The organism is Pusillimonas sp. MFBS29, from assembly GCF_020687695.1.
Taxonomy (GTDB): Bacteria; Pseudomonadota; Gammaproteobacteria; order Burkholderiales; family Burkholderiaceae_B; genus Pusillimonas_C.
In genome coordinates, this window is the sequence record NZ_JAJEWL010000007.1 from 71,060 (window position 1) to 91,404 (window position 20,345).

Genomic DNA, 20,345 nt, shown 5'->3' on the forward strand with positions numbered 1-20,345 from the left:
AGGCTAGCCCTTCAATTCAACCCATAAGAGCAGCCATGAAATTCGAGACACTCGCCATCCATGCCGGCTACCAGCCGGATCCCAACACCAAGTCTGTCGCGGTTCCAATCTACCAGACTACGTCGTACGCCTTCGACAGCACCCAGCATGGTGCCGACCTGTTCGACCTGAAAGTACCGGGCAATATCTATACCCGCATCATGAACCCCACCAACGGGGTACTGGAAGAACGCGTTGCAGCTCTCGAAGGCGGTGTGGCCGCACTGGCCGTTGCCTCGGGCATGGCCGCGGTCTCATATGCCATCCAGACTATCGCGCAGGCCGGCGACAATATCGTATCGGTTGCCAAGCTCTATGGCGGCACGTACAACCTCTTTGCCCATACCTTTCCCCGTCAGGGCATAACCGTCAAGTTTGCGCCCCATAACGACATTGCCGCACTCGAGGCCCTGATCGACGAAAACACCAAAGCGGTATTCTGCGAATCCATCGGCAATCCCGCCGGCAATGTCATCGATATCCAGGCACTGGCCGACGCCGCGCACCGTCATGGCGTGCCCCTGATCGTCGATAACACCGTTGCCTCGCCCGCATTGTGCCGGCCGTTCGAACACGGCGCCGACATCGTTGTTCACGCCCTGACCAAATATATGGGTGGACATGGCACGACCATTGCCGGTGCCGTGGTCGACTCAGGAAAATTTCCGTGGGCCGAACACAAGGATCGCTTCCCCATGCTGAACGAACCAGATCCGTCCTACCACGGCGTGGTCTATACCGAAGCCTTCGGGCCCGCAGCATTCATAGGCCGCTGCCGCGTGGTGCCGCTGCGCAATACCGGTGCCGCCCTGTCACCGTTCAATGCCTTCCTGATACTGCAAGGCATCGAAACCTTGTCGCTGCGTATGGATCGTCACACCGACAATGCCCTTAAAGTCGCGCAGTTCCTGAAGCAGCACGAACAGGTCTCGTGGGTGCAGTATGCCGGCCTGGACGACCACCCCGAACACAATCTTGCCAAAAAATACATGGGTGGCAAGCCCGCCAGCATCATGTCTTTTGGCATCAAGGGTGGCGCCGAAGCAGGCGCACGCTTCATTGATGCCCTGCAATTGGTCTTGCGACTGGTCAATATCGGTGACGCCAAATCACTGGCCTGCCACCCCGCTTCCACCACCCATCGCCAGCTCAGCCCCGAAGAACTGGCCGCGGCCGGCGTTGGTCAGGACATGGTACGGCTATCGATAGGCCTTGAGCATATCGACGACATTCTCGACGACCTGAAGCAGGCACTGGAAGCCAGCAAGGCCTAAGCCCTGCACAAATAAACAGAGCCCGTTACCGGGCTCTGTTTGATAATCTGCCGCCAGGGCAGAATTAAAGTTTGCCGAGCAAGCCCGACAGGCCTCCTAAAAGACCGCCGTTCTGGTCAGACTGCAAGCTGGTTTCACCATTCGGTGTTGCCTGATCGACCAGGCTGGGCAACAAGGTTGCCAGGGTACCCAGCACCGAGTCAGTGTCTTGTCCGGAACGCTGTGCCAGCTGCCCGACCATGTCATCGCCCAGAGCAGTCTGTAATTGACCGGGTGTTACGGCCTCGTTCGGGCCATTGCCTATCCAGGATGCCACCACGCCGCCCAGGCCGGCATCTTTGAATTTTTGCAGTAGCCCGGCCAGCCCGCCGGGATAGTTGTTCACCAGTTCCATCAGTACCGGCAAGAGGCCTGCCTGCCCTGAACCCTGGTTGTCGTTACCGCCCGCGGCGGACACAATTGAATCAAGTAGTCCCATGCTGCCTCCGTTAAGATCGTTACACACGCAGTCTAACGGATTTAGCGCCGGCAAATTGCAAATAACTGTCAGCAGTTCGGGTATAGTAACTGCCAGAAAATATATGAATACCCCAGGTGGAGAAGCTACATGCAAATAGGAATTCCACGTGAACGCCTCACGGGCGAAACACGCGTGGCCGCAACACCGGAAACGGTCAAAAAATACGTGGCCGCCAAACACACCGTCCTGGTCGAATCCGACGCCGGCGCGCTTGCGTACTTCCCCGACGAGGCCTATGTACAGGCTGGAGCACAAATCGTCGACGCTGCCCAGGCCTTGGGTGCCGAACTGGTCATGAAGGTCAAGGCGCCCGACGCCGGTGAACTGGCCCAAATGAAAGGCGGCAGCGTCCTGATAGGCATGCTCGACCCCTTTGATCAGGAAGGCCTGGCACGGCTGGCCGCAGCCGGTCTCACCGCATTCGCCCTCGAGGCCGCTCCGCGCATCACGCGCGCGCAAAGCCTCGATGTGCTGTCTTCACAAGCCAACCTGGCCGGCTACAAAGCCGTGCTGCTGGCGGCCAACCAGTACGGGCGCCTCATTCCCATGATGATGACTGCGGCCGGTACGCTCAAGGCGGCACGCGTTGTTGTGCTGGGCGCAGGCGTGGCCGGGCTGCAAGCCATCGCTACAGCCAAGCGGCTCGGTGCCGTGGTCGAGGCCTCCGACGTACGTCCGGCAGCCAAGGAACAAATCGAATCACTGGGCGCCAAGTTCATCGACGTTCCCTTCGAAACCGATGAAGAGCGCGAAATCGCCCAAGGCGTGGGCGGTTATGCGCGGCCCATGCCTGCAGCCTGGATGGCGCGCCAGGCTACGCTGGTGGCCGAGCGCTGCAAACAAGCCGACATCGTCATCAGTACCGCCCTTATTCCCGGGCGCCCCGCCCCCCAACTGATCAGCGCCGAAACCGTGCAGGCCATGAAACCAGGCTCGGTCATCGTTGACCTGGCTGTCGAGCGCGGAGGCAACTGCCCCCTGTCGGAAAAAGACCAGATTGTTGAAAAACACGGCGTCGCCCTGATCGGCTACAGCAATTTGCCGGCACTGGTACCGCACGATGCCTCGGCGCTCTATGCCCGCAACATCCTGGACTTCATGAAACTGATCAGCAACGCCGAAGGCGAACTGGCCATTGCCCAAGAAGACGAAATCGTTACCGCCTGCCTGATGTGCAAGGACGGCACTGTACTAAGGAGCGCCTGATGGAAGCTATCAGCCCTACCCTGATCAACCTGATTATCTTTGTGCTGGCCGTTTATGTCGGCTTCCATGTCGTCTGGAACGTAACACCCGCGCTGCACACGCCGCTCATGGCCGTCACCAACGCCATTTCAGCTATCGTCATTGTCGGTGCCATGCTCGCTGCGGCCCTGACCGAAAGCAGTCTGGCCCGCTACATGGGCGTCTTTGCCGTAGCACTGGCCGCCGTAAACGTATTTGGCGGATTCCTGGTCACCCGGCGCATGCTTGAAATGTTCAAGAAGAAAGACAAGAAAGCCAGCGGAGGCCAGGCATGATCTCGCACAACCTGGTTACCCTGTTTTATCTGATCGCCTCGGTGTGCTTCATCCAGGCGCTCAAGGGCCTGTCGCACCCGACCACTTCGCGTCGGGGCAATGCCTTCGGCATGGTGGGCATGGCCATAGCCATCGTCACCACCGCCGCGCTCATCGTGGGCCTTGCCACCGAAGGTACGGCGGGCATAGGTCTGGGGTGGGTGGTACTGGGCCTGCTCATAGGCGGCAGTATCGGCACACTCATGGCAAAAAAAGTCGAAATGACCAAAATGCCCGAGCTGGTCGCCTTCATGCACAGCATGATAGGTCTGGCAGCGGTAGCCATCGCGGTAGCCATCGTGGCCGAGCCGCACGCCTTTGGCATTACCACGGCCGACATGCCCATACCCATGGGCAACCGCCTTGAACTGTTCATCGGTACTTTTGTGGGTGCCATCACCTTCTCGGGTTCGGTCATCGCCTTTGGCAAGCTGTCGGGCAAGTACAAGTTCCGCCTGTTCCAGGGCGCACCCGTGGTATTCAGCGGACAGCACATGGTGAACCTGGTGCTGGCACTGGCCATGGTGGGCTGCGGTCTGTGGTTCATGGCCACTCAGGCCTGGCTGCCATTCATCATCATGACCATACTGGCCTTTGTGCTGGGTGTGCTGATCATCATCCCGATCGGCGGGGCCGACATGCCTGTAGTGGTGTCCATGCTCAACAGCTACTCGGGCTGGGCGGCGGCAGGCATAGGCTTTTCACTGAACAACCCCATGCTGATCATTGCCGGTTCGCTGGTGGGCTCCTCCGGTGCCATCCTGTCCTACATCATGTGCAAGGCCATGAACCGGTCTTTCTTCAACGTGATTCTGGGCGGTTTCGGTGCCGAACCCGGCGCGGCTGCGGCAGGCGGTCAGGTCCAGCGCAACGTCAAGTCGGGCAGCCCCGATGACGCGGCCTTCCTCATGAGCAATGCCGAATCCGTCACCATCGTACCGGGCTACGGCCTGGCGGTGGCACGTGCCCAGCACGCCCTGAAGGAACTGGCCGAAAAACTCACGGCAAACGGGGTTACCGTCAAATACGCCATCCACCCCGTGGCGGGCCGCATGCCGGGGCACATGAACGTGCTGCTGGCCGAAGCCGAAGTGCCCTACGATCAGGTCTTTGAGATGGACGACATAAACAGTGAGTTCGCGCAAACCGATGTCGTATTGGTGCTCGGCGCCAACGACGTGGTCAATCCTGCCGCCAAGACCGATCCGCAATCCCCGATAGCGGGCATGCCCATCCTCGAGGCCTACAAGGCACGCACCGTGATCGTCAACAAGCGCTCCATGGCCGCGGGCTACGCAGGCCTTGATAACGAGCTGTTCTACATGGACAAGACCATGATGGTGTTCGGTGACGCCAAGAAAGTTATCGAAGATATGGTGAAAGCGGTTGAGTAAGCTGCAGACTTGCACAGCCCGGGAAACCGCCGGGCTGCTTGCCTTTCCCGATCTGGTTGCCAGCCTTGCCCATGCAGCACAGGAACAGGCCGGCGGCGCGATTACCGCGCCCGAGCGGCAAGTCGTTCCCATGCACGAGGGCCAGGGCGGTGTCATGCTGTCGATGCCGGCATCCGCTGCCGATATCTGCATTCACAAGCTGGTCAATGTTGTGCCGGCCAACCGTGCGCGCCAACTGCCTACCATAAATGGCGTGGTAGCTGTGTACGAAGGCCGCAGCGGAGAACCGCTGTGTGTGCTCGATGGCCCCACCGTCACGGCGCGGCGCACCGCCGCCATCTCGATGCTGGGCCTTGCCACCTTTCTGCCCCAAGCTCCCCAACACGTCGCATTGATCGGTACGGGCGGCCAGGCCGATGGCCATGTGCAGGCTCTGGCTGCGCTCTATCCCGGACTGACCGTGTCGGTAACCGGCAGCAGCCTGGCCAAGGCACAGGAATTCATCACCCGGCACAGCCAATTACCGCTGTCGCTGTCGGCGGGCACCAACGTGCCCGAACAGGCACAGGCCGTGTTCACCCTGACCACCAGCTCGACACCGGTCTACACCGAAGCCGCCCGCGAAGGCCGGCTCATCATAGGTGTGGGCGCATTCAAACCCGATCTGGCTGAGATTGCACCTGCGACCCTGCATGCCAGCCGTCTGTATGTCGATGACCTGGCCGGTGCAAAGCACGAGGCCGGCGACTTCATACAGGCAGGCATAGACTGGCAGCAAGTAGGTACCCTTGCCGGCGCCCTGGCTGACGGCGTGCCGCCTGGCCACCCCCTGGTCTTCAAGACAGTGGGCTGCGCCGCATGGGATCTTGCGGCTGCGCGATGTGCCCTGCAAAGCATAAATGGATTCAAGGAAAGATAATGGAAGCTGATTTCTGGCTGGCGCGCTGGCGCGAAGAACAAACAGGTTTTCATCAACAGCGTGTGACTCCCCTGCTGATGAAATATTGGCCCGCACTGGAGCTGGCTCCAGGCTGCCGTGTGCTGGTGCCCTTGTGTGGCAAATCGCTGGACATGATCTGGCTGGCGGAGCAAGGCCATCAGGTGTTGGGCATAGAGCTGGCCCAACAGCCCATAGAACAATTTTTTGCCGAAAACAATCTGCAGCCAACGGTGCATGAAACGCCTGAAGGCACACATTACCGCGGCGGAAATATCGAGCTGATCTGCGGCGATATCTTCGGCATTACGGCACAGACCCTGGCCACCTGCCAGGGTGCTTACGATCGCGCCGCCCTGGTGGCCCTGCCGCCCGACATGCGCCGGCGCTACGCCACACACGTTTACGGTCAGTTGGCACCGGACTATCGCGGCCTGTTGCTCACGCTGGATTACGAACAGAATGAAATGGATGGGCCACCCTTTGCCGTGTGCGACACGGAAGTGCAAGGCTTGTATGCCGGCCACAGCCATGCCCGTTTGATAGACCAGCGCAGCATTCTTGAGAAAGAACCCAAGTTCAAGGAACGCGGTCTTACAAGGCTGGACACGCTGGTTTACCGGCTGGAGGCCGACCGCTAGGAGCGTGGGCGCCTACGGCTTGTCGCCCACCAGGCTGAGCAGCAAGGGATCGAGCAGCCGCTCTACATCGGCTTCGTAATAGTTGCACAGGATGATGCCGCCAAAGCCTTGCGGCGACCACACAAAGCGCGAGATGGTTCCGCTCCAGCCACCTTCGTGCATCAACACATCGTGGCCCCCCACCTTGACGTGCTGCAAGCCGTAGCCATAGGCCTGTGCTTGTCCGTCATCCAGCCTTCCGGGCTGCTTGATCATTGCCAGAACCCGGGGATCCATGGCGGGATGGCCATGGGCCAGCACCTGCATCCAGCGACGCAGGTCCTTCAATGTCGTGAAAACCTGTCCGTCGCCGGTGGGCTCCCATTCGATCTCGACCACCTGCACGGTTCCGTCCGGCAGTGTTCTATGGCCATTGGCACGCCGGCCGACGGGGTTGGGATAATGATCGACGTAGCGCGTGTCGCGCATGCCCAGCGGGCCAAAAATATGCGCCTGCGCATAAGCCGCCATGGACTGTCCGCTGACCCGTTCCACAATCTGCGCAAGCAGAAAATAGCCGCTGTTGCTGTACTTGTAGCGCGTGCCCGGTTCAAAAACGGGCTTATCGGTATTAATGATTATCTGCAGGGCTTCTTGCGAGCTTACCCGGGCCGTCTGGCGCCCGGCCTTGAACAAAGGCCTGATGTAGTCCGGCACACCACCGGTGTGCCAGATCATATGGCGAACCAGAATGCGGTCAAAGTAGGCCGGCAATTCAGGCAGATGGCGGCGTACCGGGTCGTCCAGGCTCAACCGGCCTTGCGCCGCAAGCTGCACGATGGACAAGGCCGTGAACTGCTTGGATACCGAGGCAATGTCGAAAGCCGTATCGACCGTTATGGGCGCCGGCGCGCCCACCCTGCGCACGCCATAGGCCCCCTGCAGCAGCACCTGATCGCCGCGATGCACCTCCCAGGCGCAGCCCGGCATCCCCGGCCCGGCGGCAAGGGTGTGGCCGGGCGTCAGCCATGCCGCAACCCCCAGCACCACCGCAGCCAGCAATGCACGGCTCTTGTCTTTGCGCACCAACCTTAAAACTCGAACGTGGCGGCCAGGCGTACGGTGCGCGGCGACGCCGGCATCAGGTAGCCGCTGGTGAACAGACCGGACCAGTACTCCCGCCCCGTCACGTTCTCGACATAGAGATTGAATGTAACCGGAGTATTGGCGACCGTGGTCGCGTAGCGCGCATTCAAATCGAAGCGATGCCACGAAGGCATTTCCAGCGTGTTGCCCGTATCCGCCCATTGCTTGCCGGTGTACACCACACGCCCCCCCACATTCAGGCCATTGACAGGCGTTGCCCAGTCCAGCCCCAGATTGGCCGTCCAGTTGGGCACGCCATAGCTGTCCAGCCCGGTATCACGCTGCTTGGCATCCATAAAGGCCACGCCGCCCAGCACACTCAAGGCAGGGCTTATCTTGCCAAACATATTCCATTCTATGCCTCGCAGGCGTTGCTTGCCGCCTTCAGTCAGCCTGTACATGCCGCCACCGACCCCTTCATCAACCAGAGTGGGTCGGTCGATTTGAAATGCGCTGAGTGTGTGCGTGAACGTACCCAGCCGCTGCTTCAGGCCAAACTCGGCCTGTTTGCTGACCAGGGGTTTGAATGAGTCTCCTTCGTTGACATAGTCCCAGCCGGTCGGAACGGTTTCACCGGGAGACAAGCCTTCCATGTAGTTGGCAAAGAGCGATGTGTTTTCGCCCCATGGCTTGACCACTATGCCCACCGACGGAGAGAGCCTGGACTCGTCATAGTCCTGCAGCGTCTGCTTGACCCGCTGCAAGCGGGCGCCCAGAGTCAACAGCACCTTGCCGTCGGCAATGTCCATGGTATCGGCCAGGGCAAACGAAGTCAGGATGTTGTCTATCGAATAATCGGGTACGCCAGGATCACCCGGGAAGGCTGGTGGATCAAGCGGGTCGTATATGTTCTGCGGCCAACCTTCCAGTGGATTGTTGGCCGTGCCTTCCTTGTGGTTCAACCACGATGCCGACGCCTTGATGTTATGGAAAACACTGCCGGTGTTGAACTTTCCATCCAGACCCACTTCGGCGACCCGGCCACGCGTTATGGTGTGTACGTTGTACAGGTAGCCTGCTGCCGTGCCGTCGAGCTCGGTTACGATTACGCGTGTACCAAACATCAGGCCCTTGCCGGCGCTATTCGAAGCACCGACCGAAGCATAGGCATTCAAGTTGTCATTCAGCTTGAAATCACCACGCAAAGCGAAGCCTTCGTCCTCATAAGTGCCGTGCGTACCCTTGAACATATTGAGGTCGCTGTCGGGCACATCCACGAGCTCACCTACGCCCACGACATTGCGCCGGGTTGTCGCCAGGCCATACATACCCTGGCTGCCGTTCTCGATTTTTTCACGGCTGCTGTAGGCGTCGAGCTTCAGGCCCCAGTTGTCAGCCTGATAGTCGATGGCCAATGCCCCCAGGCGGCGCTGCTTCTTCTGGTCTTCCACCCCTGTGTCGCCCGAACCATACACGCCATTGAACCGTATGCCCAGTCGCTTTTCTTCGCCGAAACGGCGGCCTACATCGACGTGGCCCTGGAAGTAGCTGTCTGACGAGTACGAAGTGGTGAACGTGGTAATGGGCTGCGCACCCGCCCGCTTGGTTACCAGATTGACCGTACCGCCTATGTTTTCATCGGGCGACATGCCGCTTAGCAGCGCACTGGGCCCGCGTATCACCTCCACCCGCTCCAGGAACTCGGTGGGAATATGCCCTTTGGGAGCAATGCCATATAAACCATTAAGCATGGTGCCGGGACCATTGACATCCAGGCCTCGAATCCTGAAGTGCTCGAGCATGTGGCCGCTGTTGGTCGTAAAGCGCACCGAAGGATCGCTTTGCAATACATCAGCCAGCGTGCGCGCCTGCTGCTCTTGTATCAGCTCGGCCGTATATGCATTGATGCTGACGGGCGCATCCAGAACGTCGACATTGCCCAATATGCCCAGCCGCGCACCGGTTGCCGCTTGCCCGCCAGGCGCCACTGCCGGCAGGGTGCTTTCATCGGCACCCTGTACGGTAATAGGGGCAAGTGTTTGGGTCGATTGCGCATTTGCCTTGACCTGCACGCCAAGCACGGCCAAGGCAAATGCGCAAGCAATCGCGGTTTGCGTGCGCGTAAATCGTTTCAGCATAAATGAATCCGGTAGAAGATTGTTCGAAAAAGGAATAAAGATACCGGCCGCGCTGCGGCGCCATATCAATATTGCGACTTCAAACGAGAATTATTATTGTTTATTACGATAAGTGCAAGCTGTTACAACTGACATCGGCCTGACCATACCCGCCAACAGCCTGGCTGCAAACTCAAAAGAATATGCTAATTAATTTTTAATCGTTCCGTTATAAACACGTTCCCACTAGACTCATCAGCATATTCCTTATTTCCGAATTGCATATAAATGAGTCGCCTTACAATCCACACCGTAGATACCGCTCCTGAAGCGTCCCGCGAACGCGTTGAGTCCGCCCACAAGGCCAATGGCTTCCTGCCCAACCTGATAGGCGTATTGGCCAACGCACCCACGGCACTGGAAACCTACCAGGTCGTCGGCGCCATCAACGGGCGCACCAGCCTGACACCTGCCGAACGCGAAGTCGTGCAGATCACCGCCGCCACCCTGAATGATTGCGGCTTTTGCGTAGCGGGCCACACCAAGCTGGCCTTGAAAAAACTGCAGATGCCCGAGGCCGTGATCGAAGCGCTGCGCACGGTCAATGCCATCGAAGACCCCAAGCTTAATGCGCTGGCCCGGTTCAGTGTGGCCATCATCGAGAAAAAAGGCGCCGCATCCGACGATGATCTGGCCGCTTTCCGCGCCGCCGGCTACAACGATCAGCAGGCACTGGAAGTTGTACTGGGCGTCAGCCTGGCCACTCTGTGCAACTACGCCAACAGCCTTGCACAAACACCCATCAATCCCGAACTTCAGCCTTTCGCAAACCCGGCGCTCACCGCATTTGCATAGGCAATGCAGGGAACACGCATGAGTACAGCACACGAAACCTATGCCTTCACCGAGGCGATTGGGGCACTGATCACTGCAGACCTTGCCCCCATTGCCAGCGCAATCGATCAGGAAGGCCGCTACCCCCTGGAATTTCTGCGCAAGCTGGGTGCGGCGGGCGGCTTTGCCGCGGCCGTGCCCGTTTCCCACGAAGGCCTGGGCACGGGTCTGTCCAGCCAGATCGAAGTCACCACGCAAGTCGCGCGCGAATGCGGCTCGACCGCATTCCTGGTGTGGTGCCAAAGCGCTTGCGCAGGCTATCTGCAGCGCTCGCCCAACGCGGCTGTCCGCGACCGCTATCTTGCCGCTGTCAGCCGGGGCCGGATTCTGGCCGGCACGGGCATGTCCAATGCCGTCAAACATCTGGCGGGCATCGAAAACATTCACCTGAAGGCCCGCCGTGAAAACGACGGCTACGTGGTGTCAGGCTCGCTGCCCTGGGTATCGAACATCGGCAGCGACCACTTGATCATCGTTGCGGCATCCGTAGACACAGGCGGCTATGTGATGCTTGCCGTGCGCGGCAACGCAGAAGGTGTCAGCCTGCATCCCTGCCCCGAGTTTTCGGGTCTCGAAGGTACGCAAACGCTGAATGTCCGCCTGAAAGACAGCCGCATTCCGCATGAAGACGTCCTTGCCCATCCTGAACAGTTTCAGGATTATCTGGCCAGCATCAAGCCAGGCTTTGTACTGGGTCAGGCAGGCATGGGACTGGGCATTATCCAGGCCTCGCTGCGCACCATCCGTGAAAGCAATATCGTATCGTCCCTGACCAACCAGTTCCTGGACGATCAGCATGACGAACTGGCGCGGGAACTTGAAATCCTGCGGCAAAAAGTGCACGCACTGGCCGGGCTTGTTGACCAGGGCGAAGCCCCTGCGCTGGATGTGTTGCGCCTGCGTCTGGCCACGTCCGAACTGACCCTGCGCGCAGCCAATTCAGCGGTCCTGCACGCTGGAGCCAAGGGCTACCTTATGCGCCACCCGGCCCAGCGCCGCCAGCGCGAAGCCGTATTCGTGGCGATTGTGACTCCCGCGCTCAAGCACTTGCGCAAGGAGATCCACATACTCGAACAACAAGACGAGATACGTGCGGCATGAGCCGGCAATGGATGTGCGGCCCTTGCGGCATGATCTATGACGAAGCACTCGGCATGCCCGAACATGGTCTTGCGCCCGGCACACGCTTCGAGGACATTCCCGACGACTGGGTGTGCCCCGATTGCGGCGTGGGCAAGGCCGACTTCTACCTGTTGCCGGACTAGTTTTTTATGAATAGTGCCGCAGACCAAAACGCCGTGCTGGAAGCCAGCGGCATATGCCTGAGCTATCAGCGTCCCGGGCTGCCTCCCAACACCGTACTGCGTGACTTCTCGCTGCGCCTCTTGCCCGGTGAACTTGTTGCAATCCTGGGCCCCAGCGGAGTTGGAAAATCATCATTGTTGCGGGTACTTGCGGGCTTGCAGCAGCCCGATCACGGCAGCGTCCACCTGAAAGGCGAACTATTGCATGGGCCACACCCGCGATCAAGCTTCGTGTTTCAGGACCCTTGCCTGCTGCCCTGGCTCACACTTGAAGAGAACGTGGCCTTTGGCCTTGGCTTCAAACATCAGCCCCACATAGCCCCAGCTGAAAAACAAAAGCGCGTGCGTGCCGCCATAGATGAAGTCGGTCTGGGCAACGCCCATGGCCTTTACCCATCCGAACTGTCGGGGGGTATGGCGCAACGCGCTGCGCTTGCCCGCAGCCTGGCACGACAACCGGAGATCCTGCTGCTGGATGAACCCTTCAGCGCACTGGACGAAGTCACTCGCAGCGACATGCAGATCCTGCTGCAGGCAATCACCGAGCGCCACGGCACATCGGCCGTGCTGGTCACGCATGACATCGACGAAGCCCTTACGCTTGCCGACCGCATCATCCTGATAGGCGACAGCCCCGGACGCACCATCGGGGAATGGATCATCAACGACGCGCACCCGCGCGACACGCTGGCTCCCGGTCCCAGCCAGATGCGACTGGACATACTGCGTCTGTTGCGACAGTTCCAGCGTGCTGCGGCATAAGGCCGGCAGCACAGCAAGCGTTATCTCGCCACATATTTCCAAGGAAGCTGAATGGCCCTGACAGAAGAATTTGAAGCAACCCGCCAGACACGACGTCAATTATTGAAGCTGTCGGCCCTTTTCTCGGCGGCCGGCGCACTGCCCCTGCTGCAAATGGCCAATACGGCCCGCGCGGCCGAACCCGATGCGCCCCTGCGCATAGGCTATCTGCCCATTACCGACGCCACGCCATTGCTGGTGGCGCACCATAACGGCCTGTTTGAAAAACAAGGCCTGAAGGTCGAGAAACCACGTCTGTTCCGCAGTTGGGCGCAGATTGTCGAAGCCTTCCTGGCCGGACAGGTCAATGCCGTGCACCTGCTGTCGCCGATGACAGTCTGGGCGCGTTATGGCAGCCAATCGCGGGCCAAGGTGGTGGCCTGGAACCATATGTCGGGCTCAGGCCTGACGGTACAGCACAATATAAACAGCCTGACCGACCTGGGCGGCACCACCGTCGCCATTCCGTTCTGGTATTCGCTGCATAACATCGTATTGCAACACCTGCTCAAGAACGAGGGGCTGGAACCCGTCAGCGACGGCGAGCCAGGCCCCAGACAGGTCAAACTCATTGTCATGGCGCCTTCCGACATGGTGCCCGCCCTGGCCAACAAAAGCATTGCCGGCTATATCGTCGCCGAGCCTTTCAATGCCAATGCCGAAGTGCTCAAGATAGGCAAGATACTGCGCTTCACCGGCGACGTATGGAAGGATCACGCCTGCTGCGTTGTGCTCATGCACGAGCAGGATCTTGAAGAGCGGCCGCAGTGGTCGCAGCAAGTGGTGAACGGCATAGTTCAGGCACAGGCCTGGATACAGGACAACCGTCAGGAAACGGCGCGCATACTGTCGCGCGAGAACCCGCAAAAATATACGCCGCATACCTACGAAGCCCTGGCCAATGTGCTTGAACCCGAACGCATGGACGCTGCGCTGTACGAAAGCAGTGGTGCGATTGTGAACAAGGACTGGCAGGAAAAACGCATAGATTTCCAGCCCTACCCCTTCCCCAGCTACACCGAAGAGCTGGTGCGCAAGCTAAAGACCACGCTGGTTTCCGGCCGCAACGACTTCCTGAGCGACCTGGACCCGGCCTTTGTGGCGCGCGACCTGGTGGACGACCGCTACGTGAAGCAGGCGATTCTGGCCAACGGCGGCCCGGCCGCCTTCGGCTTGCCTGACTCATTCAGCCGGCAGGAAACCATTACCACCTGAACCGACATAGTTGGAATTACTCATGCGCTCTACCCTTGCCCAACAGAATATTGCAGGAACCAGCCAGGCGCGCGGCGCTGCCTCACAGCTCCAGCGCTGGTTCAAACCCAATACCCGGGTGCTATATGGCTGGATGGGGATTGCCATTCTGGTGGCACTCTGGGCGCTGGGCACAACCCTGCTTCAAGGCAGCATTCCTCTGGCCGCCTCGCTGGCGCCTGCACCCACCCTGCAAAGCTTGTATGAGCTGATTATCAGCGGAGAGCTCACCACCCATACATGGATGAGCTTGCAGCGCGTGCTGGTTGGACTGGCGCTGGCGCTGCTGATAGGCGTGCCGGTTGGCCTGGCCGTGGGCGGTTCCCGCAGCTTCGACAACACCAGCAGCACCGCATTTCAATTTCTGCGCATGATATCGCCGCTGTCGTGGATGCCCATAGCCGTAATGGTGTTTGGCATAGGCGACGCACCCATCTATTTCCTGCTGACGTTCGCCGCCGTCTGGCCCATTATGCTGAACACGGCCTCAGGGGTACGGCAACTTGACCCGAAATGGTTGATGCTGGCGAAAAGCCTCAGCGCTACTCGTGGCGAGGTACTGTTGCGTATTATCGTGCCTGGCATACTGGCCCAGGTGCTCACCGGGGCAAGGCTGGCCATCGGCATCATCTGGATTGTGCTGGTGCCCTGCGAAATGCTGGGCGTCAGTTCCGGATTGGGTTACTACATTCTCGATACGCGCGACCGCATGGCCTATTCGGAACTGATGGCAGTCATCGTGCTGATAGGCGCTCTGGGTTTCTTGCTGGACAGCCTGGCCCAGAAGGCCTACAAGCGCTGGTCGGGTCAGCGCCAGGCCTGATACCACGCGGCTGGCCGCCAGTCTCCTGCAAGGCATAGAATAGAATAAGAAAAACAATCAGGAGGCAATATGGCCGACGTACCGTTACTCCGGTGCTTCGTTGACGGCCAATGGCTGAAAACGCCGGAACGGTTTGCCAATATCAATCCGGTCAACGGGCAATTGGTCAACCAGGTATGCGCAGCCGATACGTCCGTCGTACAGCGTGCCGTCGAGGCTGCCAACCGGGCTTCGCAAGATACCTGGAAAACCCTCAACGTCAATGAACGCGCCGCACTGCTGCATCGTATCGCCGATGGCATAGAGCGGCGCTTTGATGACTTCGTGCAGGCTGAAGTCATGGATACTGGCCGGCCCATGCACCAGGCCCGCAGCCTGGATGTGGCACGCGGCATCGCCAACTTCCGCACTTTCGCCGATTTGATCAAAACGGCTTCCAGCGAGATGTTCGAAGGCATCGCCCCCGACGGGGGCAGAACCCTGAACTACGTTACGCGCAAGCCTTTGGGCATCGTAGGCATTATCTCTCCCTGGAACCTGCCCCTGCTGTTGCTTACCTGGAAGATCGCACCGGCATTGGCCATGGGTAATTGCGTGGTGGCCAAACCGTCTGAAGAAACCCCTTCATCCGCCACGCTGCTGGCCGAAGTCATACAGGGCGCCGGGCTGCCGCGCGGAGTATTCAACCTGATCCACGGTTTTGGCCCGGGCGCCGCCGGTGAATTCCTGAGCACCCACCCTGACATCGCTGCCATCACCTTCACCGGTGAATCACGCACAGGGTCCGCCATCATGAAAGCGGCTGCCGAAGGCGTGAAGGAAGTGTCCTTTGAACTGGGCGGAAAAAATGCGGCCGTAGTCTTTGCCGACGCCGATTTCGAGGCGGCCATCAGCGGCATCATGCGTTCCAGCTTCACCAACGCCGGCCAGGTCTGCCTGTGCTCCGAACGAGTCTATGTCGAGCGCCCCCTGTTCGACCGCTTTGTCGACCGGCTCAAGACCCGCTGCGAAGAACTGGTGCTTAGCTATCCCGACGATCCAGACGTCGACATGGGGCCGCTGATTTCACAGCAGCATCGCGACAAGGTGCTGTCGTACTACCAGTTGGCACGCGAGGAAGGCGCCCGCATCGTCACCGGTGGCGGGATACCCATATTTGGCGACGAACGCGACCAGGGCGCCTATGTGCAGCCGACCATCCTGACTGGCTTGCCCGACAGCGCCCGCTGCATGCGGGAAGAAATCTTCGGCCCGGTTTGCCACGTAGCGCCCTTTGATACCGAAGCAGAGGTCATTGCACGCGTTAACGATAGCGACTACGGGCTGGCAGCCTGTATCTGGACGACCGAGCTTTCCCGCGCCCACCGGGTGGCCGGCCAGATTGAAACCGGCATGGTCTGGGTCAACACCTGGTTCACCCGCGACCTGCGCACGCCCTTCGGTGGCGGCAAGCTGTCAGGCATCGGGCGCGAGGGCGGCCGCTACTCGCTGGACTTCTACTCCGATATCAGTACCATCTGCATCAAGATCTAAGGTTTCCAAAAGGCCAGGAATATGAACAGTACAGCACGTGTAGTCCCCGGTAAAGCCAAGCCCCGCGGCGCCTTTCCCCACATCAGGCGCGCAGGTGACTTCCTGTTCGTTTCGGGCACAAGCTCTCGCAGGCCCGACAACAGCTATGAAGGCGCGTCGGTCGACGCCACCGGCAAGGTCACCCTTGATATCGCCGCCCAGACACGCGCGGTGATCGAAAACATACGAGACATTCTTGCCAGCGAAGGCGCAGGGCTGCAGCACCTGGTCGAAATCTCGACCTTTCTGGTCGACATGAATGATTTCGACGGCTATAACAAAGTTTACGCAGAGTATTTCTCGGCTGACGGCCCGGCCCGCACCACGGTCGCCGTGCATCAGCTGCCCCACCCCCACCTGCTCATTGAAATCAAGGCAATCGCCCATTTCCCTGCATCAGCATGAACGCCCTCACGCAGCATAATCTGTTCCAACTCCGGAGACCCGCATGCTTAGCTATGGCAAACCGTTCAACTTCGAGCGCTGGATAGACGAACACGCACATCTGCTCAAGCCACCGGTGGGCAACCAGCAAATCTGGCAAGACAGCGATTTTCTGGTCACTGTCGTTGGCGGACCCAACAGCCGTACCGACTATCACGATGATCCGCTGGAAGAGTTCTTCTATCAGTTGCGCGGCAACGCCTACCTGAACTTGTGGATCGACGGCAGGCGCGAACGCGTGGACCTGAACGAAGGAGACATCTTTCTGTTGCCGCCGCACGTCCGGCATTCACCGCAACGGCCCGAGGCCGACAGCGTCTGTCTGGTCATCGAACGCCAGCGCCCCGAGGGGATGAAGGATGGTTTCGAATGGTATTGCGAATCGGACGAAGGCTGCGGACACCTGGTGCACAGGGTGGAAACCCAGCTGCAAAGCCTGGTGCGCGACCTGCCTGCGCTGTTCAATGCCTTTTACATCTCTGAAGAACAGCGCCGTTGTCCCGGTTGCGGCAAGCTGCATCCGGGGAGTACAGCCGCATGAAGAAAATTGACATGCATGCGCACTTCTTCCCGCGCATTTCGCAAGCCCAGGCGGCCGAACTCGATGCAACGCAAGCTCCTTGGCTGGCAGTCGATGCCAGTGGGGAAACAGGCCAGATCATGAAAGGCGCACAGCGTTTCCGGCCCGTGTACAGGGCTTTATGGGATCCACAATTGCGCTTGCTGGAAATGGACAGGCACGGGATAGACCTGCAGATCATCTGTGCCACGCCCATTATGTTCGGCTACGAGTTTCCCGCCGGTAAAACCGCTGCGTGGGCCGAGCGCATCAACGATATGGCGCTGGAACACTGCGCAGCGAACCCGGCCAGACTCAAGGCGCTTGCGCAAGTGCCGCTGCAGGATCTCGATATGGCCTGTCGCGTGGCCTCGCAAGCCAGGGCCAGTGGCCACCATGGCGTACAGATCGGCAGCCATCTTGGGGCGCGTGACCTGGACGACGAGCACCTGGTGCAATTCCTGATTCATTGCGCAAACGACAACATTCCCGTGCTGGTTCATCCCTGGGACATGATGACAGATGGCCGCATGAAAAAATGGATGCTGCCCTGGCTGGTTGCCATGCCCGCGGAAACACAACTGGGCATTCTGTCACTGATACTGTCCGGTGCATTCGAGCGCATCCCGGAAAGCCTGAAGATCTGCTTCGCCCATGGCGGAGGCAGCTTTGCCTTTCTTCTGGGCCGCGTCGAGAACGCCTGGCAATGCCGCGACATCGTGCGCGCCGACTGCCCCCATCCACCATCAAGCTATGTTCGCAGGTTTTATGTAGACAGTGCCGTCTTTGACACCGGCGCCTTGCGATTGCTGACCGAGGTCATGGGCGCCGACCGCATCATGCTGGGGTCCGACTATCCGTTCCCGCTGGGCGAACAGGAAATCGGCAAGCTGGTACTGAACAGCCCCTGGCTGGATGCAACAGACAAGCAGCGCATCAACGCGGGCAACGCACAGGAGTTTTTCGGTGTCGAATCGTAATTCCGTAATATAGTGCGCAGGTTCGCCCCCAAACCACAGAGAAACAGCATGCAATTGAACCAACCCAGGATCGGACTCGCGCTGGGCAGCGGATCGGCGCGAGGCTGGTCGCATATAGGCGTTATCCGCGTGCTTGAAGAAGCGGGCATAACACCTGATATCGTGTGCGGCACTTCCATAGGGTCGCTGGTCGGTGCAGCCTATGTCGACGGGCAACTGAAGCCGTTTGAAAAATGGGTACGCGGCCTGACCTGGCAAAGCGTCATGGGTCTGCTGGACTTCACCATCACGGGTGGCCTGATCCATGGTGAAAAACTGTTTGCCTACCTGCGCACCCATTTCACCGAGAAAGACATCACCACACTGTCCAAAACGTTTGGCGCCGTCGCAACAGAGCTCGCTACAGGCCGTGAGGTATGGTTGCGCGACGGCAGTGTTATCGATGCGGTACGGGCTTCGGCCGCCCTGCCCGGCCTGTTCAAACCTATAGAAATGAACGGGCGCCTGCTTGTAGACGGCGCCTTGGTCAACCCCGTGCCGGTTTCACTATGCCGCGCGATGGGTGCCGACATCGTGATAGCGGTAGACCTGAACTCTGACCTGATCGGTCGTCGTTTCGATGTTGAACCGCCAGCCGCAGCAGAGGAACCAAGTACGCTGGAGTCCATGCTGGACAAACTGCCCTTGAAGCTGGGCCGCCTGAAAGGCGAGCAGAACGGGCCCGTTTCCACCATTCCCATTCCATCCATATTCGACGTTTTAAGCATCAGCCTGAACATCATGCAGGTGCGCATCACCCGCAGCCGCCTGGCCGGCGAACCCGCCGACATACTGATACGCCCGCGGCTGGCCAATCTTGCCCTGATGGATTATCACCGCGCGGCAGAAGCCATAGACGAGGGCGAACGCGCAACCCGACAGGTTCTTAATGAACTGAAGGAGCTGCTGGGGCGGGCCTGAGCGCTGATCTCAGGCAGCCTTCGCGTTTATCCTGACGGGCGCACACTTAACCTTCGCGCGCCCCTACCCTGACATTATGCGACCACATGGCAGCGCTGTTCGCACGGCGCTTGCGCCAAAGTCGGTCCAGACCGCCGAGCAGCCTGACCAAACCGCCCAACACCCAAATCAGTGGCCCCAGCAAAAGGCGGAGCAACAACATGACGGGCAACAACACCAGTGTCCAGCCAACCACTTGCACCAGGTGCAGCGGCAGATCAAATTTTTCGGCTATCGCGCCCAGCATGGAATTGATCACGCTGGGATGCCTGACTGCAATATAGGCAAGCACCGCGGGTGCACCATACTTGGCAAGCCTCGCGCCCACAACGCTTGTGCGCCACAGGCCGGCCCCCAGCGCGGCGGAGCGTTGAGAATAAGTCAGGGTACCGGCACCGGCGGCAGCACCCCTGCCCATGCGCAACAACTTGAAGGCGGTAACACCAACGGCAACGTCCATGGCCGCCCAGCCCACGTCACCCAATCCGACCTCTTCTTCGCGACGCAATCGGGTTTCCAGCCCTTTTATCCCGCCCGCAAAAAAACTGTTCAAGCCTTCCAGCACACGTTCCGTCTGGACCCAGCGCACCTCGCCGGCCTGATTCAGCACGAACTGCCCCAGAAAATCATAGCCTTCCAGGCTAAGGAACTGTATGGCGTAGCTACCTCGCTCTTCGGCGGTTATGGGGCCGGCTGCCAAGGCGGAACCAGACTCCGTTTCGTCCCATAACCGTCGGACCGCACTCAGGGCGGACCGGGCCGAATCGCTCAGTCCACGCATGAGCTCCAGCGTGAACACTTCGTTATCAAGAAAGTAATGTATGGGCAGGACGACGTCTTCACCGTAGCGCGCGAGTACATCCTGAAATGCAGGGCTCGCGCCATATGTAAGGAATACCGTTCTGGCCATATCGGGGTGCCGCAATAAAGCCAGCCTTGCCTTGGCCGACAAAACCGGATCTGCCGCATAGGCCAGAAAGAGCGCCTGGATCTCGGCCTGCTCGCCCGCCAGCTCGTCTGCCGCCTCGGGCAAGGTTTGTTCAAGCTGCAGATGCATCAGTTGCGCCTCGAGCGGCTGCGGCTTGTACAAGCCGGCTATCAGCAACGCGCCCACAAAGGCAAGCAGAATGGCCACAAACAGTGTTTTCATAGCAAAGCCGAAAGTATGC

The 20,345-nt window shown here is 59.6% G+C and carries 21 protein-coding genes; 17 read left to right on the plus strand and 4 right to left on the minus strand.

The features are described from left to right. Positions 1-35 precede the first annotated feature (35 nt). Positions 36-1,313, plus strand: a complete 1,278-nt coding sequence (locus tag LKR43_RS11405; RefSeq protein WP_227684188.1) for a bifunctional O-acetylhomoserine aminocarboxypropyltransferase/cysteine synthase — start codon at positions 36-38, stop codon at positions 1,311-1,313. 64 nt (positions 1,314-1,377) lie between these two features. Here LKR43_RS11405 and LKR43_RS11410 read toward each other — a convergent pair whose 3' ends face one another. Continuing rightward, positions 1,378-1,791, minus strand: coding sequence for a YidB family protein (locus LKR43_RS11410; RefSeq protein ID WP_227684189.1), 414 nt, complete (start codon positions 1,789-1,791; stop codon positions 1,378-1,380). 129 nt (positions 1,792-1,920) lie between these two features. Here LKR43_RS11410 and LKR43_RS11415 point away from each other — a divergent pair, with 129 nt between their 5' ends. From LKR43_RS11415 to LKR43_RS11435, 5 genes are read left to right on the plus strand one after another with little or no spacing between them, the layout of a single operon-like run. Beyond that, complete coding sequence (locus LKR43_RS11415; RefSeq protein WP_227684190.1) at positions 1,921-3,039, plus strand: Re/Si-specific NAD(P)(+) transhydrogenase subunit alpha; 1,119 nt, start codon at positions 1,921-1,923, stop codon at positions 3,037-3,039. Further along, the gene (locus LKR43_RS11420; protein WP_227684191.1) at positions 3,039-3,353 is read left to right on the plus strand and encodes an NAD(P) transhydrogenase subunit alpha; all 315 of its coding nucleotides are present in this window, start codon (positions 3,039-3,041) and stop codon (positions 3,351-3,353) included. The genes LKR43_RS11415 and LKR43_RS11420 overlap by 1 nt, the downstream gene beginning before the upstream one ends. Then, positions 3,350-4,786 (plus strand): NAD(P)(+) transhydrogenase (Re/Si-specific) subunit beta, encoded by a 1,437-nt coding sequence (locus tag LKR43_RS11425; protein WP_227684192.1) that lies wholly within the window; start codon positions 3,350-3,352, stop codon positions 4,784-4,786. Before LKR43_RS11420 ends, LKR43_RS11425 begins: the two co-directional genes overlap by 4 nt. Beyond that, positions 4,779-5,705, plus strand: a complete 927-nt coding sequence (lhpI, locus tag LKR43_RS11430) for a bifunctional Delta(1)-pyrroline-2-carboxylate/Delta(1)-piperideine-2-carboxylate reductase (RefSeq protein WP_227684193.1) — start codon at positions 4,779-4,781, stop codon at positions 5,703-5,705. The genes LKR43_RS11425 and lhpI overlap by 8 nt, the downstream gene beginning before the upstream one ends. Further along, positions 5,705-6,364, plus strand: a complete 660-nt coding sequence (locus tag LKR43_RS11435; protein ID WP_227684194.1) for a thiopurine S-methyltransferase — start codon at positions 5,705-5,707, stop codon at positions 6,362-6,364. The genes lhpI and LKR43_RS11435 overlap by 1 nt, the downstream gene beginning before the upstream one ends. 12 nt (positions 6,365-6,376) lie before the next feature. Here the strand turns inward: LKR43_RS11435 and LKR43_RS11440 are convergent, their stop codons facing one another. After that, entirely contained in the window at positions 6,377-7,429 is a 1,053-nt protein-coding gene (locus LKR43_RS11440) for a serine hydrolase domain-containing protein (protein ID WP_227684195.1), read from the minus strand. A gap of 5 nt (positions 7,430-7,434) precedes the next feature. Further along, on the minus strand, positions 7,435-9,567 hold the full coding sequence (locus LKR43_RS11445; protein WP_227684196.1) for a TonB-dependent siderophore receptor: 2,133 nt from the start codon (positions 9,565-9,567) through the stop codon (positions 7,435-7,437). Between the two features lie 267 nt (positions 9,568-9,834). On the opposite strand from LKR43_RS11445, the gene LKR43_RS11450 reads away from it, so the two are divergent. The 11 genes from LKR43_RS11450 to rssA all read left to right on the plus strand — a co-directional run bounded on the left by LKR43_RS11450 (position 9,835) and on the right by rssA (position 19,137). Next, entirely contained in the window at positions 9,835-10,401 is a 567-nt protein-coding gene (locus LKR43_RS11450) for a carboxymuconolactone decarboxylase family protein (protein ID WP_227684197.1), read from the plus strand. An 18-nt stretch (positions 10,402-10,419) separates the two neighbouring features. Next, positions 10,420-11,541 carry an acyl-CoA dehydrogenase family protein gene (locus tag LKR43_RS11455; protein ID WP_227684198.1) on the plus strand — a complete coding sequence of 374 codons (1,122 nt, stop codon included), beginning with the start codon at positions 10,420-10,422 and terminating at the stop codon, positions 11,539-11,541. Then, a complete protein-coding gene (locus tag LKR43_RS11460) occupies positions 11,538-11,705 on the plus strand; it encodes a rubredoxin (RefSeq protein ID WP_227684199.1) in 168 nt (55 codons plus the stop codon). The genes LKR43_RS11455 and LKR43_RS11460 overlap by 4 nt, the downstream gene beginning before the upstream one ends. A 6-nt stretch (positions 11,706-11,711) precedes the next feature. Beyond that, positions 11,712-12,506, plus strand: a complete 795-nt coding sequence (locus LKR43_RS11465; RefSeq protein WP_227684200.1) for an ABC transporter ATP-binding protein — start codon at positions 11,712-11,714, stop codon at positions 12,504-12,506. Between the two features lie 51 nt (positions 12,507-12,557). After that, positions 12,558-13,760, plus strand: a complete 1,203-nt coding sequence (locus LKR43_RS11470) for an ABC transporter substrate-binding protein (protein ID WP_227684201.1) — start codon at positions 12,558-12,560, stop codon at positions 13,758-13,760. A gap of 22 nt (positions 13,761-13,782) precedes the next feature. After that, complete coding sequence (locus LKR43_RS11475; RefSeq protein ID WP_370632103.1) at positions 13,783-14,622, plus strand: ABC transporter permease; 840 nt, start codon at positions 13,783-13,785, stop codon at positions 14,620-14,622. A 69-nt stretch (positions 14,623-14,691) separates the two neighbouring features. Continuing rightward, entirely contained in the window at positions 14,692-16,155 is a 1,464-nt protein-coding gene (locus LKR43_RS11480; protein ID WP_227684202.1) for a 2-hydroxymuconic semialdehyde dehydrogenase, read from the plus strand. Positions 16,156-16,176: 21 nt separating this feature from the next. Then, the gene (locus LKR43_RS11485; RefSeq protein ID WP_227684203.1) at positions 16,177-16,599 is read left to right on the plus strand and encodes a RidA family protein; all 423 of its coding nucleotides are present in this window, start codon (positions 16,177-16,179) and stop codon (positions 16,597-16,599) included. A 43-nt stretch (positions 16,600-16,642) separates the two neighbouring features. After that, positions 16,643-17,179: a 3-hydroxyanthranilate 3,4-dioxygenase gene (locus LKR43_RS11490; protein ID WP_227684204.1), complete on the plus strand. Its 537-nt coding sequence runs from the start codon at positions 16,643-16,645 to the stop codon at positions 17,177-17,179. Then, positions 17,176-18,177 (plus strand): amidohydrolase family protein, encoded by a 1,002-nt coding sequence (locus tag LKR43_RS11495; protein ID WP_227684205.1) that lies wholly within the window; start codon positions 17,176-17,178, stop codon positions 18,175-18,177. The genes LKR43_RS11490 and LKR43_RS11495 overlap by 4 nt, the downstream gene beginning before the upstream one ends. A gap of 48 nt (positions 18,178-18,225) precedes the next feature. Then, positions 18,226-19,137, plus strand: a complete 912-nt coding sequence (rssA, locus tag LKR43_RS11500) for a patatin-like phospholipase RssA (RefSeq protein ID WP_227684206.1) — start codon at positions 18,226-18,228, stop codon at positions 19,135-19,137. Between the two features lie 46 nt (positions 19,138-19,183). On the opposite strand, the gene LKR43_RS11505 is transcribed toward rssA, so the two are convergent. Next, the gene (locus tag LKR43_RS11505) at positions 19,184-20,326 is read right to left on the minus strand and encodes a hypothetical protein (protein WP_227684207.1); all 1,143 of its coding nucleotides are present in this window, start codon (positions 20,324-20,326) and stop codon (positions 19,184-19,186) included. Between the last annotated feature and the right edge of the window lie 19 nt (positions 20,327-20,345).

Coding starts and splice junctions, on each gene's coding strand:
- LKR43_RS11405 (WP_227684188.1), top strand. CDS start 36: ATGAAATTCGAGACACTCGCCATCCATGCCGGCTACCAGCCGGATCCC.
- LKR43_RS11410 (WP_227684189.1), bottom strand. CDS start 1,791: ATGGGACTACTTGATTCAATTGTGTCCGCCGCGGGCGGTAACGACAAC.
- LKR43_RS11415 (WP_227684190.1), top strand. CDS start 1,921: ATGCAAATAGGAATTCCACGTGAACGCCTCACGGGCGAAACACGCGTG.
- LKR43_RS11420 (WP_227684191.1), top strand. CDS start 3,039: ATGGAAGCTATCAGCCCTACCCTGATCAACCTGATTATCTTTGTGCTG.
- LKR43_RS11425 (WP_227684192.1), top strand. CDS start 3,350: ATGATCTCGCACAACCTGGTTACCCTGTTTTATCTGATCGCCTCGGTG.
- LKR43_RS11435 (WP_227684194.1), top strand. CDS start 5,705: ATGGAAGCTGATTTCTGGCTGGCGCGCTGGCGCGAAGAACAAACAGGT.
- LKR43_RS11445 (WP_227684196.1), bottom strand. CDS start 9,567: ATGCTGAAACGATTTACGCGCACGCAAACCGCGATTGCTTGCGCATTT.
- LKR43_RS11450 (WP_227684197.1), top strand. CDS start 9,835: ATGAGTCGCCTTACAATCCACACCGTAGATACCGCTCCTGAAGCGTCC.
- LKR43_RS11455 (WP_227684198.1), top strand. CDS start 10,420: ATGAGTACAGCACACGAAACCTATGCCTTCACCGAGGCGATTGGGGCA.
- LKR43_RS11460 (WP_227684199.1), top strand. CDS start 11,538: ATGAGCCGGCAATGGATGTGCGGCCCTTGCGGCATGATCTATGACGAA.
- LKR43_RS11465 (WP_227684200.1), top strand. CDS start 11,712: ATGAATAGTGCCGCAGACCAAAACGCCGTGCTGGAAGCCAGCGGCATA.
- LKR43_RS11470 (WP_227684201.1), top strand. CDS start 12,558: ATGGCCCTGACAGAAGAATTTGAAGCAACCCGCCAGACACGACGTCAA.
- LKR43_RS11475 (WP_370632103.1), top strand. CDS start 13,783: ATGCGCTCTACCCTTGCCCAACAGAATATTGCAGGAACCAGCCAGGCG.
- LKR43_RS11480 (WP_227684202.1), top strand. CDS start 14,692: ATGGCCGACGTACCGTTACTCCGGTGCTTCGTTGACGGCCAATGGCTG.
- LKR43_RS11485 (WP_227684203.1), top strand. CDS start 16,177: ATGAACAGTACAGCACGTGTAGTCCCCGGTAAAGCCAAGCCCCGCGGC.
- LKR43_RS11490 (WP_227684204.1), top strand. CDS start 16,643: ATGCTTAGCTATGGCAAACCGTTCAACTTCGAGCGCTGGATAGACGAA.
- LKR43_RS11495 (WP_227684205.1), top strand. CDS start 17,176: ATGAAGAAAATTGACATGCATGCGCACTTCTTCCCGCGCATTTCGCAA.
- rssA (WP_227684206.1), top strand. CDS start 18,226: ATGCAATTGAACCAACCCAGGATCGGACTCGCGCTGGGCAGCGGATCG.
- LKR43_RS11505 (WP_227684207.1), bottom strand. CDS start 20,326: ATGAAAACACTGTTTGTGGCCATTCTGCTTGCCTTTGTGGGCGCGTTG.